General features: G+C 41.6%; 17 protein-coding genes and 6 tRNA genes. 10 read left to right on the top strand and 13 right to left on the bottom strand.

Annotated features, from left to right (window positions below; genetic code table 11):
* Positions 1-72: 72 nt before the first annotated feature.
* Entirely contained in the window at positions 73-1,260 is a 1,188-nt protein-coding gene (gene ubiF, locus PSI22_RS08065) for a 3-demethoxyubiquinol 3-hydroxylase (RefSeq protein ID WP_273579344.1), read from the top strand.
* 349 nt (positions 1,261-1,609) lie between these two features.
* Positions 1,610-1,975, top strand: a complete 366-nt coding sequence (locus PSI22_RS08060) for a MerR family transcriptional regulator (protein WP_273579310.1) — start codon at positions 1,610-1,612, stop codon at positions 1,973-1,975.
* A gap of 446 nt (positions 1,976-2,421) precedes the next feature.
* Here the strand turns inward: PSI22_RS08060 and PSI22_RS08055 are convergent, their stop codons facing one another.
* The 10 genes from PSI22_RS08055 to nagB form a co-directional block, all read right to left on the bottom strand.
* Positions 2,422-3,630, bottom strand: a complete 1,209-nt coding sequence (locus PSI22_RS08055) for an MFS transporter (protein WP_273579309.1) — start codon at positions 3,628-3,630, stop codon at positions 2,422-2,424.
* Between the two features lie 522 nt (positions 3,631-4,152).
* Positions 4,153-4,227 (bottom strand) — tRNA-Gln (locus PSI22_RS08050).
* Positions 4,228-4,240: 13 nt separating this feature from the next.
* Positions 4,241-4,317 (bottom strand) — tRNA-Met (locus tag PSI22_RS08045).
* Between the two features lie 53 nt (positions 4,318-4,370).
* A tRNA-Gln gene (locus PSI22_RS08040) sits at positions 4,371-4,445 on the bottom strand.
* Positions 4,446-4,475: 30 nt separating this feature from the next.
* Positions 4,476-4,550, bottom strand: a tRNA-Gln gene (locus tag PSI22_RS08035).
* A gap of 71 nt (positions 4,551-4,621) precedes the next feature.
* A tRNA-Leu gene (locus tag PSI22_RS08030) sits at positions 4,622-4,706 on the bottom strand.
* 5 nt (positions 4,707-4,711) lie between these two features.
* Positions 4,712-4,788, bottom strand: a tRNA-Met gene (locus tag PSI22_RS08025).
* A gap of 155 nt (positions 4,789-4,943) precedes the next feature.
* Positions 4,944-6,167 carry a DNA-binding transcriptional regulator NagC gene (gene nagC, locus PSI22_RS08020; RefSeq protein ID WP_038249198.1) on the bottom strand — a complete coding sequence of 408 codons (1,224 nt, stop codon included), beginning with the start codon at positions 6,165-6,167 and terminating at the stop codon, positions 4,944-4,946.
* A 12-nt stretch (positions 6,168-6,179) separates the two neighbouring features.
* Positions 6,180-7,343 carry an N-acetylglucosamine-6-phosphate deacetylase gene (gene nagA / locus PSI22_RS08015; RefSeq protein ID WP_273579308.1) on the bottom strand — a complete coding sequence of 388 codons (1,164 nt, stop codon included), beginning with the start codon at positions 7,341-7,343 and terminating at the stop codon, positions 6,180-6,182.
* Positions 7,344-7,363: 20 nt separating this feature from the next.
* Positions 7,364-8,170 carry a glucosamine-6-phosphate deaminase gene (nagB, locus tag PSI22_RS08010; RefSeq protein WP_273579307.1) on the bottom strand — a complete coding sequence of 269 codons (807 nt, stop codon included), beginning with the start codon at positions 8,168-8,170 and terminating at the stop codon, positions 7,364-7,366.
* Positions 8,171-8,502: 332 nt separating this feature from the next.
* Here nagB and nagE point away from each other — a divergent pair, with 332 nt between their 5' ends.
* The 8 genes from nagE (at position 8,503) to PSI22_RS07970 (ending at position 21,048) form a co-directional block, all read left to right on the top strand.
* The gene (nagE, locus tag PSI22_RS08005; RefSeq protein ID WP_273579306.1) at positions 8,503-10,530 is read left to right on the top strand and encodes an N-acetylglucosamine-specific PTS transporter subunit IIBC; all 2,028 of its coding nucleotides are present in this window, start codon (positions 8,503-8,505) and stop codon (positions 10,528-10,530) included.
* Positions 10,531-11,154: 624 nt separating this feature from the next.
* A complete protein-coding gene (locus tag PSI22_RS08000; RefSeq protein WP_273579305.1) occupies positions 11,155-12,006 on the top strand; it encodes a phytanoyl-CoA dioxygenase family protein in 852 nt (283 codons plus the stop codon).
* A gap of 23 nt (positions 12,007-12,029) precedes the next feature.
* Positions 12,030-12,788, top strand: a complete 759-nt coding sequence (locus PSI22_RS07995) for a glycosyltransferase (protein WP_273579304.1) — start codon at positions 12,030-12,032, stop codon at positions 12,786-12,788.
* 136 nt (positions 12,789-12,924) lie between these two features.
* Positions 12,925-13,572: an HAD-IA family hydrolase gene (locus tag PSI22_RS07990; protein ID WP_273579303.1), complete on the top strand. Its 648-nt coding sequence runs from the start codon at positions 12,925-12,927 to the stop codon at positions 13,570-13,572.
* A gap of 87 nt (positions 13,573-13,659) precedes the next feature.
* Positions 13,660-14,784 (top strand): MFS transporter, encoded by a 1,125-nt coding sequence (locus PSI22_RS07985; RefSeq protein ID WP_273579302.1) that lies wholly within the window; start codon positions 13,660-13,662, stop codon positions 14,782-14,784.
* A 79-nt stretch (positions 14,785-14,863) separates the two neighbouring features.
* Complete coding sequence (locus PSI22_RS07980) at positions 14,864-16,093, top strand: DegT/DnrJ/EryC1/StrS family aminotransferase (RefSeq protein ID WP_038249180.1); 1,230 nt, start codon at positions 14,864-14,866, stop codon at positions 16,091-16,093.
* A 236-nt stretch (positions 16,094-16,329) separates the two neighbouring features.
* Positions 16,330-17,997, top strand: a complete 1,668-nt coding sequence (gene glnS, locus PSI22_RS07975) for a glutamine--tRNA ligase (RefSeq protein ID WP_273579301.1) — start codon at positions 16,330-16,332, stop codon at positions 17,995-17,997.
* Between the two features lie 369 nt (positions 17,998-18,366).
* Entirely contained in the window at positions 18,367-21,048 is a 2,682-nt protein-coding gene (locus PSI22_RS07970) for a beta-N-acetylhexosaminidase (RefSeq protein WP_273579300.1), read from the top strand.
* A gap of 120 nt (positions 21,049-21,168) precedes the next feature.
* On the opposite strand, the gene fur is transcribed toward PSI22_RS07970, so the two are convergent.
* The 3 genes from fur to ybfE all read right to left on the bottom strand — a co-directional run bounded on the left by fur (position 21,169) and on the right by ybfE (position 22,793).
* The gene (gene fur, locus PSI22_RS07965) at positions 21,169-21,618 is read right to left on the bottom strand and encodes a ferric iron uptake transcriptional regulator (protein WP_012987662.1); all 450 of its coding nucleotides are present in this window, start codon (positions 21,616-21,618) and stop codon (positions 21,169-21,171) included.
* Positions 21,619-21,798: 180 nt separating this feature from the next.
* Entirely contained in the window at positions 21,799-22,332 is a 534-nt protein-coding gene (fldA, locus tag PSI22_RS07960; protein ID WP_273579299.1) for a flavodoxin FldA, read from the bottom strand.
* A 173-nt stretch (positions 22,333-22,505) separates the two neighbouring features.
* Positions 22,506-22,793, bottom strand: a complete 288-nt coding sequence (gene ybfE, locus PSI22_RS07955) for a LexA regulated protein (protein ID WP_038182970.1) — start codon at positions 22,791-22,793, stop codon at positions 22,506-22,508.
* Positions 22,794-23,072 lie beyond the last annotated feature (279 nt).

The raw sequence follows: 23,072 nt of genomic DNA, 5'->3' as shown, positions 1-23,072 counted from the left end.
TCGGATATTCACAGCCGGAAAGGGAAAATTCCGGTACACTATTTTAATCAGGAAGTTAATGGCGTGATGAATATGAATAATCCACAGCAAAAATTCGATATCGTCGTCGTGGGTGCGGGTATGGTTGGTGCAGCGACGGCTTTGGGACTCGCACAAGAGGGCTGGCGTGTCGCGTTACTGGAGCACCAGCCGCCTCAGCCTTATGATGAAGGTAATGAACCGGATCTTCGCGTATCTGCAATTAGCTGCGCTTCCGTGGATTTATTGAAACAATTAGGCGTTTGGAACCATGTTTTGCGGATGCGCAGTGCGCCTTACCGGAAATTGGAGACGTGGGAACAGGATGATTCCAACGTGACTTTCGATGCCCAAAGTCTCGGGTTGACAGAGTTGGGCTATATGGTAGAGAACCGCATCCTGCAATTGGCACTGTGGCAGGAGTTTGCACGTTACCCGAATCTGACGCTGTTTTGCCCGGCCGCCCTGAAATCGATGCAACGGCAGAATGCACATCAAATGTGGCAAATAACATTGACTGATGGCACGGAAATGAATGCGCGTTTGATCATTGGTGCAGATGGTGCCCGCTCTCAAGTTCGACAACTGGCAGGTATTGGCAGCAATGGGTGGCAATATCGGCAGTCATGTATGTTGATCACCGTCAAAACCGAGCAACCTCAGCAGGACACAACATGGCAGCAGTTTTTCCCTTCTGGCCCGAGAGCCTTCTTGCCTCTGTTTGATCAGTGGGCTTCATTGGTCTGGTACGATTCTCCTGCCCGAATTCGTCAATTACAGTCGATGACGATGGTACAGCTTGAGCGAGAAATCTTTCAGGCATTTCCCGCCCGCCTAGGCAAAGTGACTCCAATTGCTGTGGGTTCGTTTCCTCTGACTCGTCACCATGCCAGCCACTATGTGCGTGAGGGATTGGCCTTGCTTGGCGATGCGGCTCACACCATTAATCCATTGGCCGGGCAGGGCGTGAATTTAGGTTATCGAGATGTTGAGGTTTTGCTTAACGTGCTGATAAACGCCAAAGAATTACAGGAAGAGTGGGATTCTCAAGCGGTATTGATGCGTTATCAACGTCGCAGGATGCCGGACAATTTAGTGATGCAGGCGGGTATGGATCTCTTCCACACCGCATTCAGCCATGATTTGCCAGGATTGAAAACCATGCGGAATTTAGTACTGATGGCGGCACAACGTTCAGGGGCGATGAAGAAGCTGGCGCTGAAATATGCATTGGGGTTGTAGTTAATCTGTAGTAATTCAAACGGATCAGTGCTGGGAGATAGAAAGTGATTTTGAAGAGACAGGGCTTGGATGGCTACGAAGTCCGGTTCTGGTCGTATTGAGTATGATGGAATTGCACAATTTATTGTTGAGTCTAATGAAAAGAGCCTATGATTCCTTTGAACTGGCTCTGCATTGGTCAGATTTGACGATGGAGATACTAATATCATACTTTGTAGTGCCGCTATCGCCGTATGAAAAGTGTTCCATCTTTAGGATATCTATTGGGATAGGCTCTTAGTCTTATTTTCAGAATCTGCAGAAAAGTTAATTTACAGGTATATATTGTCAAATTGATATGAGGTGAGGCATGAAAATAAAGGAGTTATCTAGTAAAACTGGAGTTAGCGCTAGAATGATACGTTATTACGAAGAACAAGGTTTACTTAAGCCTGATAGAACAAATTCTGGTTATAGAAGATTCACATCAAAGGATTTAATCACCATAAGAAGTATACAGTCCCTTCAAGAAGCAGGATTAACGTTAGATGCAGTCAGAGTCCTGATGCCATGTATTGTTAGTGAACCAATCAAACTCTCTCCTTGTCCTCTCATTATTGCAACCCTAAAGCAACACAGAGATAAAATTAAAGCGGATCTTAACAAAAATACACGAGCTCTTTCGTTGCTAGATCAATTTATATCTGACGTCACAATTTTTAGTAAAAATGTATAACATAATGTTAGTATCTTTTTTTAAAACTCAAATAAAAAAGGTCTGTTACATTATATTTTTTAGTAAAAAACTGGCGTGTTTCTCATGCCAGTCATGGTTTTTATAATTTCGTCGGTAGTAGATTTACTAGCTAAATCTATTCTTATATTGGTATTCCTTGCTAATTTTTAAATAGATTGACTGGACAATAAAAACAGTATTCAACGAAAAATCGATATTGTAAAATATTGAAGAGAATTTATTGCGTAATCATGATGTAATTATCTTGAATAAATTTCAATGTTTAAATCTTATTTATTTTTTCGTGATATACTATGGCCTAATTTTAATAATCTGTAGCAAAGACTGAACTGGATTTTATTTAGATGAACTTTTTTCCATGCTTATTTCTCAGCTGAAATTTTTATCGCATCAATAAATTGGATGTATTACCTAATCTCATTTAATTAAGAAGAACTATTATTATTTAGTTTTATTTTAGGAATTAAAATAACGAATGCGATTGTTAATAGTATTCCTCCTGTCAAAGCTGTAGTTTCGGTGTTAAATCTATCTATCAAAATTCCGCCTATAAATGCGCCTGAGCCAATACCTGTATTAAACATCGCGACATGGACTGAAGATGCTCGTTCTCCAGTGTCTGTCGCTAAATTAAGAACAAGAGATTGAAGGGTAACTGTTAACAAACAGATCCCTATACCCCACATAGCAACAAAAGAGTAGGTCAGGGCGACATTACCTTCTGAAAAATAACCAATACCAATGACAGAAATAATTAAGACGGCTAATATTGCTCTTGTAGCAGCAACCAGTCTGGAATCTGTTATAAACCCTGAAATTATATTTCCTATTACTCCAAACATACCAAAAAGCAGTAGAAAGAATGGTAATTGTTCGTGGCTGATTCCAGCTCTATTCTCCAGTAGTGGACTTATATAGGTAAAAGCACAGTAATTTCCACTCAGGGCGAGGGCTGTAACTGGAAATGTTCTTCTTAGATAAGGCTGAGTAATGATTTCTTTTATAGCTATTTTTTTGCTCGCATCAGCTTGATGTACTTTAGGCATCGAAAAGAGTGCTGCAATGGTAATAAGTAATCCCATAATAGCGAGGCTTATAAAAGACAATCGCCAACCAATATTTTGCGAAACAAACGTTGCTATGGGAACAACAGCTACAGAAGCAATAGCAATACCACCAAACACTAATGACGTCGCTTTAGCTTTTCCACTGTCAGGAACTAACCTTACTGCAAGAGGGCCTACAATTGACCAAAATACACCATGAAAGAATGCGCCTATCACTCTTCCTATATATAACCAGAATAAATTTGGTGCAAAAGAAACTATCAGATTTGATATTGAGAATGCCAAGAGAATACCTATAACAAGTTTCTTCTTTTCTACTTTCATAAAAAAAGAAGTGGCGCTTATTGCAGATAATGCTACTACCCAAGCATATCCGGTAACAATCAACCCTATATTACCTGCGGATTTATTATAAGTATTTCCAATTTCATGTAGTACTCCAATAGGAAGGAGCTCAGCTGTTACGAAAATTATTGCTGCCAGCGATAATATAATTATTGAAAACCAGCTTGTTTTACGAACTGGCTTAGTAACAGCGCCTTGGCAATCATTCTCTTCAATTGACATAGAATTCCCCAACCTTTACGCCGATTATTCAGATGAATCATAAGTCACCATGAAATCCTTGACAGTACTGTCAGAGTCAAGGGGTTTGTGATGAAAATGATTTTTTCACCACTATTTTGGAGTCCATGGGCATAGTCAATGGAGAGATGGCGGTTGTCAATAATCTGAAATCTGAGTTATTTTGGGAGACGTGTATTCACTCGTTGACTGGCTTTTTAAATCCGACAAAAGAGGAGAATTCCTACCTTTCCACAATTTCCTGCTTTTCTTTTCGGTGAGTGTAGAGAGGCGAGCCTAAAATTCGCCATAGAAACAACGGTAGAAGGGGATAATTGGTTAACACTAGCCATGCTACCCTTTAATCAGATAATCGCTTGGTGAGCTTTAAAATGGATTTTTAGGTGTTGGTATTTTGATGGAAGGAAAGCAAAAAACCACCTTTCGGTGGCCTTCTATATCAAAGAATATTCTTACTGTATATTCTTTTTCAACACGTCACTTCATGTAACACATTGATAAATATGGCTGGGGTACCAGGATTCGAACCTGGGAATGCCGGAATCAGAATCCGGTGCCTTACCGCTTGGCGATACCCCAATTGAATTGTTAATGGTGGCTACGACGGGATTCGAACCTGTGACCCCAGCATTATGAGTGCTGTGCTCTAACCAGCTGAGCTACGTAGCCATTTACGATGTAAAATTATCAAATCGTAAAGTTTGTGACAATCTTCATTATGATGGCTGGGGTACCTGGATTCGAACCAGGGCATGCCAGGATCAAAACCTGGTGCCTTACCGCTTGGCGATACCCCACCTGAATATCATCACTTGTTTTCAATAATATGGCTGGGGTACCTGGATTCGAACCAGGGCATGCCAGGATCAAAACCTGGTGCCTTACCGCTTGGCGATACCCCACCTGAAAACAACACACTAAAACTTAAACTGTTATTCGAAATAACATTCTAAGTACAACCCAATGAAAGAAATGGTGCGGGAGGCGAGACTTGAACTCGCACACCTTGCGGCGCCAGAACCTAAATCTGGTGCGTCTACCAATTTCGCCACTCCCGCAAAGATGGTGGCTACGACGGGAATCGAACCTGTGACCCCAGCATTATGAGTGCTGTGCTCTAACCAGCTGAGCTACGTAGCCATCTTTTTTCGCTTTGCCTTCATCGGCGGTGCGGGGCGCATTATGCGTATATCAGACCAATGCGTCAACTGCTTTTTTAAAGAAATATGCACAAAAACGTTTGTTTGTTTGGCTTGTAATCGCTTTGCCGATTTTATCGGCAAAAGAGGTTAAAATTATCCGCCAAGAAGATGTTGCAGCAGTACACCGTTCAGCATCGCACGTTTCGTCAAGGCGAATGCACCAATCGCAGAACAATGATTTAGCTCAGAAACGACCACCGGAAGATCCTCTCGGAATGCTTTTAACACCTGCGTATTGATGCAACTTTGAATCGCGGGGAGTAAAACCTGTTCCGCTTCGGTAATATCACCGGCAATGACGATTTTCTGGGGATTAAATAAATTAATCGCAATCGAGATCCCTTTACCAAGATAGTGCCCTACTTGTCTGATAACTTCTACTGCCAGTGGATCACCTTCATTGGCTGCGAGGCAGATCGCATGGATATTGCAATTATTCAAGGCTAGCTGGCTTGGAAAACCCTGTCGTAATTGATGTTGAACTCTGGTTTCTATCGCTGAATTGGATACGATCGTTTCCAGACAGCCAAAATTACCGCAATGGCAGCGTTCGCCAAGTGGCTCGATCTGGATGTGGCCTATTTCACCCAGATTGCCACGTTTGTTGCGCAGAATATTCTTATTGATGATGACTCCTGCTCCCGTGCCACGATGAATACGTACCAGAAGTGAGTCTTCACAATTGCGGGTTGCCCCGAAGTAATGTTCGGCCAGTGCAAGGCTGCGAATATCATGCCCAACAAAGCAAGAGATATTGAAATGATTGTTGAGGTTTTTGACCAGTGGCCAGTTATCTACTTTGATGTGAGGCATATAGCGAATGACACCGTCATCGGGATCAACCAGACCGGGCAGAATGACTGAAATTGCGATCAATTCACGGAGCCGCCGCTGATTTTTCTCGATGAAATCTTCAATGGCGGAGATAATCCGGTTTTCGACTTCCTGTTGCGTATTCTCTGGAACTGAATAGTGCTGTTCCACTAGCGTCTTACCGCTCATATTAAATAGCGCCACCGTGGCGTCATGGCGGCCAAGCCTGACTCCGATGGTATGGAAGTGGTGAGTTTCGGTGATGATTGAGATCGCGCGCCGCCCTCCGGTGGAAGCCTGCTGCTCGACTTCTTTTATCAAGCCCCGTTCCAGTAACTGACGAGTAATCTTGGTTACGCTGGCGGGAGCAAGCTGGCTTTCTTCTGCAATCTGGATGCGGGATATTGGCCCATGTTGGTCTATCAGCCGATAGACCACGGCACCATTAAGCTGTTTGACCAGATCAATATTACCGATTTGCTTCTGTGCATTATGATTACTCATCAGGCGATATACTCACGATAGTTCGATTTCATTTCCATTAACGATGGTTTTGCAGATGTTGAAATCATGAGTAAATGCAGTCAGATTCGCGACCTTACCGGGTTCAATCGTACCGAGGCGTTTATCAACACCGATTGCTCGGGCTGGATAAAGCGTCACCATCCGCAATGTTTCATCCAAAGCAATACCAACATATTCAACACTATTCTTGACGCTCTCAATCATCGTGATTGATGAGCCGCTCAGTGTGCCATTCTCATCAACACATAAGCCATTTCGATAGTATATTGTTTTATTGGCAAAGGTAAATTGTTCTAGTGTATTGGTTTTCGGGTCAAGGCCAGCAGGGACGATGGCATCCGTCACTAAGATTAATTTGTCGGTTTTTAATCGCTTGGAGTTGCGGATATTCGGCCATGAAACATGCATTCCGTCACAGATAATGCCGGCATAGACCTCGGAAGAATCATAGATGGCACTGATTAGCCCTGGCTGGCGGCCGGAAATGGCGGGCATGGCGTTATATAAGTGGGTGGAAAAAGAGATACCCTGCTGGAAGCCGTGGCGAGCCTCTTCATAGGTTGCGTTGGAATGGCCAGCAGAAACAATAATGCCGGCTTCGGTCAACTGATGAATATACTTACTTTCCACTATTTCAGGAGCGAGTGTGATTTTAGTGATCACATCGGCATTAATGCACAGATAGTTGACCATTTCGGAGGTTGGCTTGCGTATATAGGCTGGATTGTGAGTCCCTTTTTTTATGGGATTAATATAAGGCCCTTCCAGATGCAGCCCCAGCGCCTGATTAGGATGCTTTGTCAGATAGGAACGCATCACTTCGATTGCCGTTATCATCAATTCATCGGGACTGGTGATCAACGTCGGCAGAAAACTGGTACAACCGTAGCGCTGATTGGTTTTCTGCATGATATTCAGCGTATCTTCTGTAAGATCTTCCAGTCGCTCATTAAATTGGACTCCCCCACAGCCATTGACTTGTAGGTCAATAAACCCTGGGGAGAGGTTTGCGCCCTGTAAATCGTGTTTTTCAATATGTTCCGGTAATTCATTTATCGGGCAAACGTGCTGAATCAAGCCGTCTGCAATGATAACCGCGTGGTTATCAAGCCTCTCGTACCCGGTATAGATAACGCAGTTAGTTAAAGCGTACATTCTGGCCTCCTGAATAAATACTAGCTGGCGAATTCATTAAGAATATCGGCCTCTAACTGGCGAAAATATTTCACTGTCTTCACTTTCAACTCCATTGTTGCGGGTTCATCACAGACGATGACCGATTTAGCATGCATCTGGAGACAGCTTACTGTCCACATATGGTTGATACTGCCTTCGACAGCCGCTTGCAGAGCCTGTGCTTTTTTCATGCCTGTCGCCAGAATCATGACTTCTTCGGCATCCATCAAAGTTCCTACACCGACCGTTAATGCATATTTCGGAACCTGTTCCACATCATTATTGAAAAAACGGGAGTTTGCGGTTCGCGTTTCAATGGTCAACGTTTTGATACGAGTGCGTGAAGAGAGGGAAGACGCGGGTTCATTAAAGGCAATATGACCATCATTACCAACTCCGCCCATAAACAGGTGGATTTTCCCGTAAGACTTGATCTTATTTTCGTAACGTAGGCATTCAGCATCAATATCTGCTGCATTACCGTTGAGCAAATTGATGTTTTCTTTTGGAATATCAATATGACTAAAGAAGCTTTGGTACATGAACGTATGGTAGCTCTGGGGATGATCTTCAGGAATACCGACGTACTCATCCATATTAAATGTCACTACATGCCTGAAACTGACTTTTCCCGCCTGATACAGAGCAATAAGTTCTCTATAAGTGGTCAGTGGAGTACTGCCAGTGGGTAGGCCAAGCACGAAAGGATGCTCTGCGGTTGGATTGAATGCATTGATTTTACTAACAATATAGTGAGCAGACCATCGTCCGACATCGCTTGCATTAGTTAGGGGGATCAGCCTCATGATTACCTCTTAAATCATTTGTTATTAATTATGGGGGCGACTGGATAGCCGTAGGGCAAAAGCACCTATCATACCTGTTCTGTCGACGGGTTTGACCCATTCAATACCTCGAAGATATTTTTAATCATAAAATAAGTTTTGTGTGCCAGCTAGATAATTGATTAAAAATTTATCAAATGTGGTGACGTTTATCACATATTAGAAGGATTTAATTTGCGATACAAAATAATCTTTTTAGACTAAAAAATGTTTTAACAAGAAATACATAAGTGATGTCATCAGATCATGAATTAACAAAAAGACTCCATTAACGGAGCTTCAAGGGGGCAAGAGTGAACATTCTAAGCTACTTACAACGTATTGGTCGGGCATTGATGGTGCCCGTTGCGACATTGCCGGCAGCGGCAATATTGGTAGGGATAGGGTACTGGATCGATCCGACGGGTTGGGGTGCTGATAATGCGCTGGCAGCACTGCTTATCACATCCGGTAATGCCATTCTTAACAATATGGGGATGTTGTTTGCTGTTGGGATTGCCTATGGTATGTCGAAAGATAAAGATGGTGCTGCTGCACTCGCGGGGTTAATCGGATTTATTGTTGTCATAAATCTGTGTTCTCCCGCATCTATCGCCATGATTAAAAGTATGCCGATTGATGAAGTACCGAAGGCATTTGGGAAGATCAATAACCAGTTTGTTGGGATTTTAATTGGTGTACTTTCTGCTGAACTGTATAACCGCTACAGTAGCGTGGAGTTACCACAGGCGTTGTCATTCTTCAGTGGTCGCCGTTTAGTACCTATCTTAAACTCTTTCCTGATGATTCTGGTTTCTTTTATCCTGATGTTCATTTGGCCAGTGGTTTATGACTGGCTGGTGGCATTCGGTGAAAGTATCACTAATCTTGGGTCAACCGGTGCGGGTATTTACGCATTCTTTAACCGTCTGTTGATTCCTGTTGGCCTGCATCATGCGTTAAACTCGGTATTCTGGTTTGACGTTGCTGGCATTAATGATATTCCTAACTTCCTCGGTGGTCAGAAATCGATTGAAGCAGGTACGGCCATTGCGGGTATCACTGGACGTTATCAAGCGGGTTTCTTCCCCATTATGATGTTCGGATTACCGGGAGCCGCATTGGCGATTTACCACTGCGCACGTCCTGAAAACAAAGCTAAAGTTGCTGGTATCATGATGGCGGGAGCTATTGCGGCTTTCTTCACGGGGGTGACTGAGCCACTTGAATTCTCTTTCATGTTTGTAGCGCCTGTGCTTTATGTTTTGCATGCCATTTTAACGGGGATTTCTGTCTATATCGCGGCCACGATGGAGTGGATCGCAGGCTTTGGCTTTAGTGCAGGGTTTGTCGATATGCTGCTTTCTTCGCGTAACCCACTGGCTGTTCACTGGTACATGCTGATCCCTCAAGGTTTGGTATTCTTCTGTCTCTACTATGTCGTATTCCGTTTCACCATCAAGAAATTCAACCTGATGACACCGGGGCGTGAATTGTCAGCCACCGATGAAACCGATGGTTATAATGTGAATATGGCGAAAAAGAATGGCAATTCGGTGAATAATATTCAGGAAGAAGCTCGTCAATACATTGCCGCAGTAGGGGGATCAGATAACTTGACGGGTATTGATTCCTGCATTAGTCGTTTGCGTTTATCAGTGGAAGACTCTGGGCTGGTCAATAATGAGTTGACCAAACGTCTTGGCGCTTCAGGGATTATTCGTCTGAATAAGCAGAGTGTTCAAATCATTGTGGGAACCCGGGCAGAGTTGATTGCCAGTGCTATGAAGGAAGTCTTGGCAAAAGGTCCTGTTTCGGCAATAGCAGAATCTCAGCATTCTGAGCCTAATATTCGGGCAAAGAAAGATAGCAAGCAGGAAGGCACACCGATTTTGACTTTAATCGCCCCTGTAACGGGTGAATTGGTTAAATTGGAAGATGTACCTGATGAAGCCTTTTCCAGCAAGTTAGTGGGAGATGGCATTGCTATTAAGCCGACGTCAGATACTGTTTTTTCTCCTATTGCCGGGACTGTTGTGAAAATTTTCGATACTAATCATGCAGTATGTATTGCGGCAGATAATGGTGTTGAAGTCATTGTTCATATAGGTATTGATACCGTCACCCTTAATGGCAGAGGGTTTGAACGCCTGATTGAAGAAGGGGTGACAGTTAAAGCAGGTGAACCGTTGTTGAAACTGGATCTTGAGTACTTGAATGCTCATGCCAAATCGATGATCAGCCCGGTTATTATCAGCAATATCGATGATTATTCTGGCGTCATAATGATCGCTAAAGATTCTGTTATTGCCAAAGAGTCAAATTTATTTCAGGTGATATAACGAATTTTATATTTTTCGTATGTAATTATCCTGACCTTTAGTTGAACCGTCACTAATATCTTCAGTTCCGAATCAGAGGTATTTAGTGACGGTTTCTTTTCTTGGCGACAATAAGCAATCTGTCCTCCCAGGACATTCAACATCAATACTTTTCCTTCATGTTGCTGTGATAATTACCAATCTTAATAATTAAAATTAAGATAGACTATGTTATTATTCACGATATATAGATATAATAAATAAAAGTTTAAATATATTATTGTAATTATTTATTTTGTTTTTATATCTTGTGAATTTATTTATTTTTGTTATTTTGACAATAATGATAATTATCTATAAATATAATATTGAAATTTGTTTATTTGATATGAATCAATATGTGATTTATCTCAATTTTTTTTAAAAAAAATATTTTTTATTTGAATTTCAATTTGCTTAAGGTAACTTGTTTCTGATAAGTTTGTTTTCTGTTTCTATATTTACGTCTATCTCAGTAATTATTATCATTGTCAGTTTAGATCTGGCAGAGCACATAAATTATATGCGGGTATAATATTTAATGAGTTTAATATTTTTTAATGAGGTAGATATTATAAAATATATCCTGATTAAGTAGGAGGAATTATGTCTGAATTTCTTTCTGAAGAAAAAATGGAACAGTATTTAAAAAGCTGGGATGATAACGGTTATATAGTTATAGAATCAGCGGTTAGCAGGGAGCAAACCCAGAAAACAGTCGATGCTATATTTTGCTTTTTGGAAATGGATAAAGAAAATCATATTGATTTTTATGATAAAGATATTCGCTCTCGCTCAGGAATTGATGAAATGGGTCGTATTCCTTTTTATCATCATCAGGCTTTATGGGATAATCGTCAAAACCAAATAATTTACTCTGTATATGAAAAAATTTTTGGTACAAAAGAACTATTAGTCAGTATTGATAGAGTAAATATGAATCCCCCGGTTATTGATGATTGGCAATATGAAGGTTTTATTCATTGGGATATTGATGTCTCGAAACGACCACTAGAGAGAAAAATACAAGGGTTACTGAGCTTAACTGATGATGATGGCAATTCAGGGGGATTTCAGTGTGTACCCGGTTTTCATAAGGTGATCTATGAATGGCTATCAAAACAACCGGAAGGGTATAACAGTAGATTCCCTGATATTACAGGAATGAAAATTGAATCTATTCCACTGAAAGCGGGTGATTATGTTATCTTTCATGGTGCACTGCCTCATGGAAACAAACCGAATATTTCTGATAAACCCAGATTAGCCCAATATTTTTGTTGTTTTCCACGGGCTGATATCACTGAGCAGGAAATCACAGAGCGAATGGCAGCTTATAAACAAGGATTACCGACAACATCTATAACGGGTAAAGCTTTTCCTGTTAAAAAAGTTAATCAACAAGGCACATCTAACATAAATTTAACAGAGCTGGGTAAATTATTGTTGGGGGATTAATATATTGTCTCTAAGGTCTTATCATGGATAAAAAAATTCATCACGTAGAGAATAATGTTGATATTTCAATTATTCTACCTAGATATAATGAAAATTATCTGATTATTGAAAAAACTATCCAGCGTATTAGGAAGATCCAAGAAACATTGAAAGTGCAAATTATTATAATTAATGATTCAAATAAAAATAACTTCTATGATCTGGATATTATAAAAATAAAACAACAATACTCTGATGTTGTGGTTATCTCTAATTGTGGTAACTATGGAAAAGGGTATAGCATTAGACGAGGAGTTGATTTAGCAAAAGGAAGATATATTTTCTATACTGATATTGATTTCCCAATAAAAGAGAGTGATTTTTTTAGTGCATATCAAAAAATTGAAACGTCCAATGTTGATCTCGTTATTGGAGAGCGATTCTCAAAGAGTAAATCAAAAGCGAATCTATATCGAAAAATAACAAGTAAGTTTTTTTTAAAAATTGTTAACTTAATACTAAACTGTAAAGTTTCTGATTCTCAGTGTCCATTCAAGATGTTAAAGTCTGATGTGGCAAAAGAAGTATTTTCTAAGCAAAGGATTAAGGGGTATGCATTTGATGCTGAAATTATTTACCTCATGAATAGGCTTTCGAAGACACTATATCAATTTCCTGTTATTTGGGAGGATACAAGGGAGAATTGGAGTTTGATGAAGACGATTATTAATTATAGCATTATGATTTTAGGGGTTTTTTCTATTAAGATTTACTGGATTATCAATGATCCTAAAGTGATCTGAGTTTATTCGTCAATAAGCGATTTGGCGTTGGTTTTAATTTATTTTTATTGGTTTATTATTTTTATAGTTAATTATAATTCACCTTAATTAGCATGAAATAGTGTTTATAATGTTTGTGTTTTATTATGGAGGGGTAATGGAAGTTATTAATATAAAAGCTATTTTATTTGATATGGATGGTACTTTAGTTAAATCACTTTCAGAAGTCGAAGCTATTTGGTCTATATGGTGCGAATTGAACAATATATCCATAAAAAAAGTGTTGGATATTTGTCATGGTGTTCGTTCCAGAGATGTTATTTCGTCTATTGCTCCTCATTTGAATATGGAAGAACAAATACAGCTATTAGATGATTTAGAAATTAAATATTCTGATACTGCTAAGGCATTGCCTGGGGCAAAAGAATTTCTGATTTCTTTAGCGGCTTGTCCGTGGGCTGTAGTCACTTCTGCCAGCCAACGAGTTGCATATCATAGGATGGCGATTTGTGGCCTTAAGATACCAGACTTCATAATTGGTTCTGATGATGTGCTGAATGGCAAGCCCTATCCTGATCCCTATCTTATGGCAGCAGAACGTTTGAATATTGCGGCTGAAGATTGTTTAGTTTTTGAAGATGCTTATGCTGGGGTGCAAAGCGCATTAGCAGCAGGGTGTAAGGTGATACAGATTGGTGGAAAAGAAAAAATGTTTGATTCAGTTATAGGTCTAATTAATGACTGGAATGAAATTAAGCTTGCTGAGATGGGGATTAATGCTTTCAGAGTCCATATGAACTTATAAGTGTAAATTTGAAATTATTTACTGTTAAATATTTATAAGTAACTGAAACGTAATGGTTATATATCAATATTATAGTTGAGATGCTTAATGAATAATGTTATTTCTACTAGAATTGTTTTCTTGGCAGCAGGTATGGGAATTGCTGCGTGGGCTCCTCTTATACCATTGGTAAAGGCTGATTTAAATATTGATGCAGGAGAATTAGGTTTTTTATTACTTTTTCTTGGTTTTGGCTCAATTGTTTCGATGCCGATTACAGGATTTCTTACCACTTTATTTGGTTGTCGTAAGGTTATTATATATTCAGGAATTTTTGTTATTGTCTCTTTACCGCTTTTAATATTGTCACCTAATGTCACTCAACTGGGTTTCATGCTTTTTATATTTGGTGCATCCATTGGTACAGTGGATGTTGCAATGAATATTCAGGCGGTTGAAGTCGAAAAAAATACAAATAGAAATTTAATGTCGGGATTTCATGGGTTTTTTAGTTTAGGGGGGATTTTTGGTGCTGCGGGTGTATCGATATTACTTTATTTGGATTTTTCAGCGCTTGCAGCATGCTTAATTATATCCTTTATATTGTCTGTGTTATTTTTGTTTTCTTTTTCTGGACTTATTAGTCGTCATAAAAGTCATGGGGATGGCGATAGTAAAAAGATTGTTTTTCCCCGGGGAATCATTATTGTAGCGAGTTTGCTTTGTTTTTTAATGGGAATTATTGAAGGTTCTGTAATTGACTGGAGTGGAGTATTTTTAGTTAGTGAGCGTAATATTGATATTTCATTCAGTGGATTTGGGTATGCTGCCTTTGCAGCAGCGATGACAATAGGACGATTCATAGGAGATCGGGTTATATCGAAAATAGGAAGGGGGAAAGTATTTTTTGTTGGTACACTCAGTATCTTCATTGGATTTCTTATCGTTGTTAATGTAGGAACTCTCAATCTATCTATGATTGGGTTTTTCTTTATTGGATTGGGATCATCAAATATTGTTCCCATCTTATGTTCAATATCTGGAACTCAAAAAGTCATGTTGCCTAGCCATGCTGTCGCTTCTATTGTCACATTTGGGTATTTTGGAATTATGATTGGGCCAGCTTTAATAGGATTTATTGCCCAAAATTCTGGTCTAGAGACAGCATTTTATATATTAGCTATTGGTGCATTAATTATGGTGGCAAATACAAAATTGATAAAGAAACATTGAAATAATCTGATTGATTAGTTATGTGCTTTATTTTATAGGATTAATTTTATCTATTTTAAAAATATTAAGGTGTAAAATTATGAATTTCCCACAATGGCCAAGTTTTACAGAAAAAACACTGAAAGATATTCAAGAACCCCTGTTATCTGGTCAAGTAAATTACTGGACTGGAAAAAAAGGCATGGAATTTGAAAATAAATTTGCGCATTGGATTGGCGCAGAAATGGCAATTTCATGTAATTCCGGGACTTCTGCCGTAAATATTGCTGTTGGCGCATTGAATATTGGCCCCGGCGATGAAGTTATCGTGCCTTCTTACACTTTTATTGCAACTTCCTTTGCTGTTTTACAATGTGGCGCTATTCCTGTTTTTTGTGATACGACAGAAGAGCACACCATTGATCCCACTAAGATAGAAGCACTGATTACACCGCGCACGAAAGCAATTATTGTCGTGCATCTTTATGGTGTCGTATCTGATATGGACCCAATCATGGCGATTGCCCGCCAGCATAACCTCAAAGTGATCGAAGATAGCGCACAATGTCTCGGCGGAAAATATAAAGGAAAATCGGCTGGCACAATTGGGGATATCGGTACGTTTAGCTTCTGCCAGTCAAAACATTTTACTACGGGGGGAGAGGGCGGCATGGTCGTGACCAACAATACTGAAATAGGTTGGGAATGCCGGGCTTATCGTGATCATGGGTTTGATGTGCGGAGAAAATTTGACCTTCTCGCTTTAGAAGAAGTTTCGTGGCATGTGCATAATCGAATCGGTTACAATTACCGTATGACTGAAATTCAATCGATTATCGGTCTGAACGAGTTAGAGCGATTTGATGATTGGAATATGAACAATCGCAAGCGATATGCGAAGATCTACGATGAAAAATTTGCGGATATCGACTTGATCCACGGCCTGCCATTGAATAATGAAGACAGATGCAATGCGTACTGGTTATATCCCATTGTTTTTGATCTTGCCAAACTGGATTGCACTGCTGAAATCATCCTGAGTGATTTGAAAAAGATAGGTATTCCGGCATTTAAAATCCAGTGGCCTGAAGCCTATGGTGAGAAAGTATTCAGAGAGCTCCGTGGGTTTGGTTCAGCCAATTTCCCTTTCCATTCGAAAGAATACACATCACCTGAATCTGTCAATTACCGTGATATCGTCTGTGAAACTGCACGTTCTTTATTGCCGAGAACAATCAGCTTGTATCTGCACCCTACATGGGATGAAGAGCATATTGTTTATTGTGCGGATCAACTGATCGCCGTATTGAACAGTCATCGTGTGAGTTGATTTTATTGATGGGCGTTAAACCAACAGCTTATTTTGTTGCTCAAAAATACGTAACAAATGTTGAACTAAAGTAAGATTTTCTCTTAATTGTCGCGGGAAGGGGTTTGTCTTCCCGCTTTTCCGCATTAACTTTGCCCCGAACCCCATTTCCCACTAACAAAGAGTTGTTTCTCGGTTCAGCTTATTAGAATATAGAAGGTTATGTTAAAGCGCTTTTTGCATTGAGGAATAAAATGATGAGTGAGGCAGATGCCCGCCCGACCAACTTTATTCGTCAGATTATTGACGAAGATCTGGCAACCGGTAAACATACATCCGTACATACCCGTTTCCCGCCTGAACCTAACGGCTATCTGCATATCGGCCATGCGAAGTCGATCTGCCTGAATTTCGGCATCGCGCAAGACTACCAGGGGCAATGCAACCTGCGTTTTGACGATACAAACCCGGTTAAGGAAGATATCGAGTACGTAGAATCCATTAAAACTGACGTACAGTGGCTGGGTTTCCACTGGAGTGGCAATATTCGCTACTCTTCTGATTATTTCGATATGCTGCATCAATACGCCATTGAATTGATCAATAAAGGTCTGGCCTATGTTGATGAACTGAGCCCTGAGCAGATCCGCGAATACCGTGGAACGCTGAAAGAGCCGGGCAAAAACAGTCCTTACCGTGATCGCAGTGTGGAAGAAAACCTGGCTCTGTTTGAAAAGATGCGCGCCGGTGAATTTGCTGAAGGTAAAGCATGTCTGCGTGCGAAAATTGATATGGCATCTCCATTCATCGTGATGCGTGATCCGGTGATTTATCGCATCAAATTTGCCGAGCATCACCAGTCTGGCAATAAATGGTGCATCTATCCGATGTACGATTTTACCCACTGCATTTCCGATGCGCTGGAAGGGATCACCCATTCAATATGTACATTGGAGTTCCAGGATAACCGTCGCCTGTATGACTGGGTATTGGATAACATTACGATTGACTACCATCCGCGTCAGTACGAGTTTTCTCGCCTGAATCTGGAATACACGGTGATGTCCAAGCGTAAACTCAACCAATTGGTGACTGAAAATATTGTCAACGGTTGGGATGATCCACGTATGCCAACCATTTCCGGCCTGCGCCGCCGTGGTTATACCGCTGCGGCTATCCGTGAATTCTGCCGCCGTATTGGTGTTACCAAACAGGATAACAACGTCGAAATGGCTGCATTGGAATCCTGTATCCGGGATGATCTGAACGAAAATGCACCACGGGCGATGGCGGTTCTTGATCCGGTTAAACTGGTGATTGAGAATATGCCGGAAGGTGAAGTGATCCTGACGATGCCGAACCATCCTAACAAGCCAGAAATGGGCAGCCGCGAAGTTCCATTCAGCCGTGAGGTTTATATTGACCGTGCCGATTTCCGCGAAGAAGCTAACCGTCAGTACAAACGTCTGGTGCTCGGCAAAGAAGTGCGCCTGCGTAATGCTTATGTGATCAAGGCAGAGCGTGTTGAAAAAGATGCGGAAGGCAATATCACCACTATTTACTGTCACTATGATGAGCAGACACTGAACAAAGATCCGGCTGACGGCCGCAAGGTCAAAGGTGTGATTCACTGGGTGAGTGCGGTACATGCCGTGCCAGCGGAATTCTATCTGTATGACCGTTTGTTCAGTGTACCAAACCCAGGGGCGGAAGATGATTTCTTATCCACAATCAATTCAGAATCATTGGTCGTGCGTAAAGGTTTTGCCGAGCCGGGGCTGGTGAATGCACAGCCAGAAAGAACTTATCAGTTCGAACGCGAAGGTTATTTCTGTGCTGATAGCGGCCTCTCCAGTGCAGAGCATCTGGTATTTAACCGCACAGTTGGCTTGCGTGATACTTGGACAAAGATCTCTCAGGAATAACCAGAGCTAATTTATATAACCAAAACATTAAAAAGGCGCGATTATTATCGCGCTTTTTTTATGTTTAAAATATTTGTAATGAAAATTGACTCTCCCCACTAAAGATTAAAAATTGCCTTATAGTCTTATTTTATGTAGGGTTATTCGCTATTGATAACTGGTGGTACAAAAAATAGCCTGTTCTTCTGGGCGGAAAAAATATTACATTTACTGTAACTATGCCAATTAGCATCTTTTATGGACTGTCGTCGCTGTTTCTGCGTTTGTTATAGCGCGGTATTGACTGACAGAAGCAGCATTACCCAGCTATACCCGATAAATCTGAAGTTGCAGGGTATAAAAGAATAATAAGTTCAGACGAGGTCATTCATGAAAAGCGTTAAATTGCGTACCTTGGCAGCACTCATCACGACAGTTGGATTAATGGGCTGTGTTCATGCAGAAATGACGTCACAGCAGGTAGTGGATTCGCTTAGTCAATTAAAAGTGAATTTCAAAATTAAGGATAATCAAGCAGGAGCACATGGAACTGATTGTGCCATTTTAGGCGCGGACGGGGCTTCCTGTAATCAGGTTCATATCACATTGGCTAATGGCAATCAGGCGATCGACTCCTCTGACTGGGCGATCTATTTTCACAGTATTCGCCAGATCCTGAAAGTCGATCATGAGCAATATAAAATCACGCATATCACGGGTGACTTACATAAGCTGGAGCCGACGAAAAAATTCACCGGTATCAAGGCCAATGAAAAAATCTTGTTACCGATCTTTGGAGAATACTGGCAGATTTACAGCACAGATTTTATGCCACGCTGGTATGCCACTTCCGGTGATGCGACGCCTAAAATACTGGCGAATACCGATACGGAAGATCTGAGTGCGTTTTTATCTGATTTTACAGGTGATCAGTGGAAACGCACTACGTCAGATAACAATATCCAGATGACCCCAGAAACTCGTTTTGTAAAAAACCAGCAGATGGTAAAAATCAGCGGGGATCAACTGCGTGGACAGGTTATTCCGACGCCTAAAACGCTGACTATCCATTCACAAGATGTGAACCTATCCCGTGGCGTGAAATTGGAGTTGGGCGGGTTGAGCAACGCATCAATCAACGTTATTCGAGAACGCTTTGCCTCTCACAATATCAAGCTAACGGATAATGGCTATCGGATTGCGGCACAGATCAACGCAAACAAATTTACAGGCAACTGGCGAGTGCAAGGGGCTTATTCGCTGAATATCACAACTCAAGGAACGCAAATCGTCGCTTTTGATCAATCCGGTGTGTTTTATGGCCTGCAATCCTTGTTATCTCTGCTCCCTGCCAATGGTGATCCTACAATAGCCACACTAACGGCAAAAGACGCGCCCAGGTTCGAATATCGAGGCATATTTTTGGATGTTGGGCGTAACTTCCACAGTAAGGAAGCTGTCCTGCGTCTGCTCGATCAGATGTCCAGTTATAAACTGAACAAATTCCATTTCCATTTGAGCGATGATGAAGGCTGGCGTCTGGAAATCCCCGGTCTGCCAGAGCTGACTGAAGTCGGGAGCAAACGCTGTCATGATCTGAGTGAAACTCAATGTTTGTTGCCGCAGTTAGGATCAGGGCCTGATAGCAATAATATGGGAAGTGGTTATTTTAGTCGTCAGGATTACATTGATATCTTGAAATATGCAAAAGCGCGCCAGATAGAAGTGATCCCCGAGATTGATACCCCTGCTCACGCTCGTGCAGCGGTCGTGTCGATGGAAGCCCGTTACAAAAATCTGATGGCGCAGGGGAAAGAGCAGGAGGCCAATGAATATCGCCTGCTTGACCCGACTGATACCACGAATGCGACATCAGTACAGCTCTACGATCGCCGCAGTTATTTAAATCCGTGTATGGATTCCTCCAAGCGGTTTATTGACAAAATTATCAGCGAAATCGCTTTAATGCACAAAGAAGCGGAATTACCGTTGAACACATGGCATTTTGGTGGTGATGAAGCGAAAAACATTCGTTTGGGAGCGGGGTATCAGGACAAAGATGGTCCAATCGAACCGGGTAAGGGGATCATCAACAAGAAAATAGAAGACAAACCGTGGGCAAAATCTCAGGCTTGCCAGAAAATGATAGCGCAGGGCATTGTTAAAGATGTTAGTGAACTTGACAGCCATTTTGCTATTGAAGTCAGCAAGATCGTCAACACTCATGGCATTGATACAATGCAGGCATGGCAGGATGGCTTGAAACATGTGAAGTCGGCAAAAGACTTCGCGACCAAGCATGTGGCAGTGAATTTCTGGGATACACTCTATTGGGGAGGCTATGACTCCGCCAATGATTGGGCGAATAAGGGCTATCGAGTGGTCGTTTCCAGCCCTGATTATGTCTACCTTGATATGCCGTATGAAGTTAGTCCGAAAGAGCGCGGCTACTATTGGGCAACTCGCTTCAATGATGAAGCAAAAATTTTCAGTTTTGCGCCGAACAATATGCCACAAAACGCTGAAACATCGGTGGATCGCGATGGCAACCGCTTCAATACTCAGAGCAACAAACATTGGCCGGGAGCTTATGGGCTGTCAGGGCAATCATGGAGCGAAACTGTGCGTACTGATGATCAGATGGAATATATGATTTACCCGCGCTTGTTGCCGTTGGCGGAACGTGCATGGCATCAGGCGAGTTGGGAACAGAATTATCAGCAGGGCAGGGAATATAAGGGCGGCGTAACACATTATGTTGATACCAATGCGCTCAACAATGACTGGATAGATTTTGCCAATTTGATGGGACAGCATGAGCTGGCGAAATTGGATAAAGCTAACATTGCGTATCGGTTGCCAGTACCTGGGGGAAGGATCGTATCCGGGACGTTGGAAGCTAATATCGCCTTGCCGGGGCTAGCGATCCAGTATTCGCTGGATGGCGGTAAAACATGGGAGATTTACGATGACAGGCAGCGCCCACATGTCAGCAGTAATGTGAAAGTGCGCTCTGTCAGTACTGATGGCAAGCGTTTTAGCCGAGATGAAGAAGTAAAAATCACGCTCTGATATTTCTTTTAAAAAGCAGCCTGCCGATTAGCTTGAGCTAATCGGCAGTAGCTTAATTAGACTAAATGAGACACAGAAGTGGATAATTGTCATAACTTCTTATTGTGTCGTGTTTTCTCATCATGAGTTTTCATCATGCATCGTGCTATCTTTGCGGCAATCACCAGCAGTACAGTGACCATACAAGTAGAGACTATGGTTTGACAGCTTGATCCCGTAACGTTCAGCGATATCTTTCTGGCGCTCTTCAATAAACTCATCACTGAACTCAATGACTTTACCGCAGTCAAGGCAAATCAGATGGTCATGGTGATGCTGTTGAGTGAGTTCAAAAACCGATTTACCGCCTTCAAAATTGTGGCGTGTGACAATGCCGGCATCATCGAACTGGTTCAACACGCGATAGACAGTGGCGAGGCCAATCTCTTCACCGATATCAATCAGTTTTTTGTAGAGATCTTCCGCACTGACATGATGGCATTCTGGATCCTGTAGCACTTCCAGAATTTTCAGGCGTGGAAGTGTTACTTTAAGTCCAGCATTTTTCAATGCTTTATTGTTGTCGGTCATGCGGATTCAGTCCTGTAACTTAGTAAGGTGAACTTATGATACTTGGGGGTATCGTGAGAGAATCATGATTCTGTTTCACGCTATAGATTATAGGCATGGATATTCTAAATGAAAACCACACCTATCCCGATATCATGACACATTATTGAGGAATTATCCCGTGAAAAGGAGCTTGGCTCCTTATACGCCAAGAATTTCTGACAGGCTCATCTCGGCCTTAATCTGCTGTACCCAAGTTTCAACGCGCTCATCCGTCAATTCTGGCTGGCGATCTTCATCGATAGCAAGGCCAATAAAATGGTTATCGTCGGCCATGCCTTTGGAGACTTCAAAGTGATATCCCTCGGTTGGCCAGTGACCTACGATAATGGCACCGAGAGGTTCAATGATATCGCGAATCGTACCCATACCATCACAGAAGTACTCTGCGTAATCTTCCTGATCGCCACAGCCGAACAGAGCGATGAGTTTGCCATCGAAATTGATCTCTCCCAGTGTCGGGAAGAAATCATCCCAGTCACACTGAGCTTCACCATAATACCAAGTCGGAATGCCGAGCAGCAGGATATCGAAAGCTTCAATATCTTCTTTGCTGCTTTTGGCAATATCGTGGACTTCAGCAACATCAGCACCGCCCAATTTTTTTTGGATCATTTTGGCAATGTTCTCTGTGTTGCCTGTATCGCTGCCGAAGAATATACCTATTAATGCCATAAAATGGGTTAACCTCTTATTTTAATTGTGTATTAAGCTATACACATCACGCTGAAATCAGCAGGAAAAATGTTAATTTTAATAAAATTAAAAGCGTTATTTTGACCAAACATCAATGACAAGTCTGTCAGATTTGTGTGGTAACGTCGTTTCATGCTGTCGAGTGAAAGCCGTTAATTAGTAAGGTGATTTTCTGCCAGTTGAGCTAATAACATTTGTTCAATCAGCTCGCTGCGGCTGATATTGCGCTCTTTTGCCAGATGGTTCAGTGCATCGACGGCATCTTCATTGAGCTTCAATTCCACCCGACGCAGTCCTTTGACTTTATCTCGGCGCAACTGGTTGCGTTTATTGATCCTAAGCTGCTCATCCCTGGACAGCGGATTCGTTTTCGGTCGCCCTGGCCTGCGTTCATCTGCGAACAAATCCAGTGTGGTGCGATCAGTTTGTTCTTTTGCCATAAATTCAATTGTAAAGGGCGTGGCCAATAGTATAGCGGGCAATGATACCTTAGCTGGGCGCGAGCCGCTACTGGTTGATGGGGGAGATGTCTGGCAGGAAGAGAGAGATATGGGGGAGTGGGTTATCTCAGGATATGCATTTAACTATTTACTTTCGAAATACATAATGATGTTTTTTTGTGATCTGAGATCTATCTTTTTTTGTGTTGACTGTATAGATGTCTCCCTACGTGCAGCGACCTGCAATCAAGGGACTATAAAAGCCCCTTGATTTGACAA

Origin of the sequence: Xenorhabdus aichiensis (assembly GCF_028598775.1) — a bacterium.
GTDB lineage: Bacteria > Pseudomonadota > Gammaproteobacteria > Enterobacterales > Enterobacteriaceae > Xenorhabdus > Xenorhabdus bovienii.
This window is presented reverse-complemented; position numbering and strand designations above follow the sequence as displayed.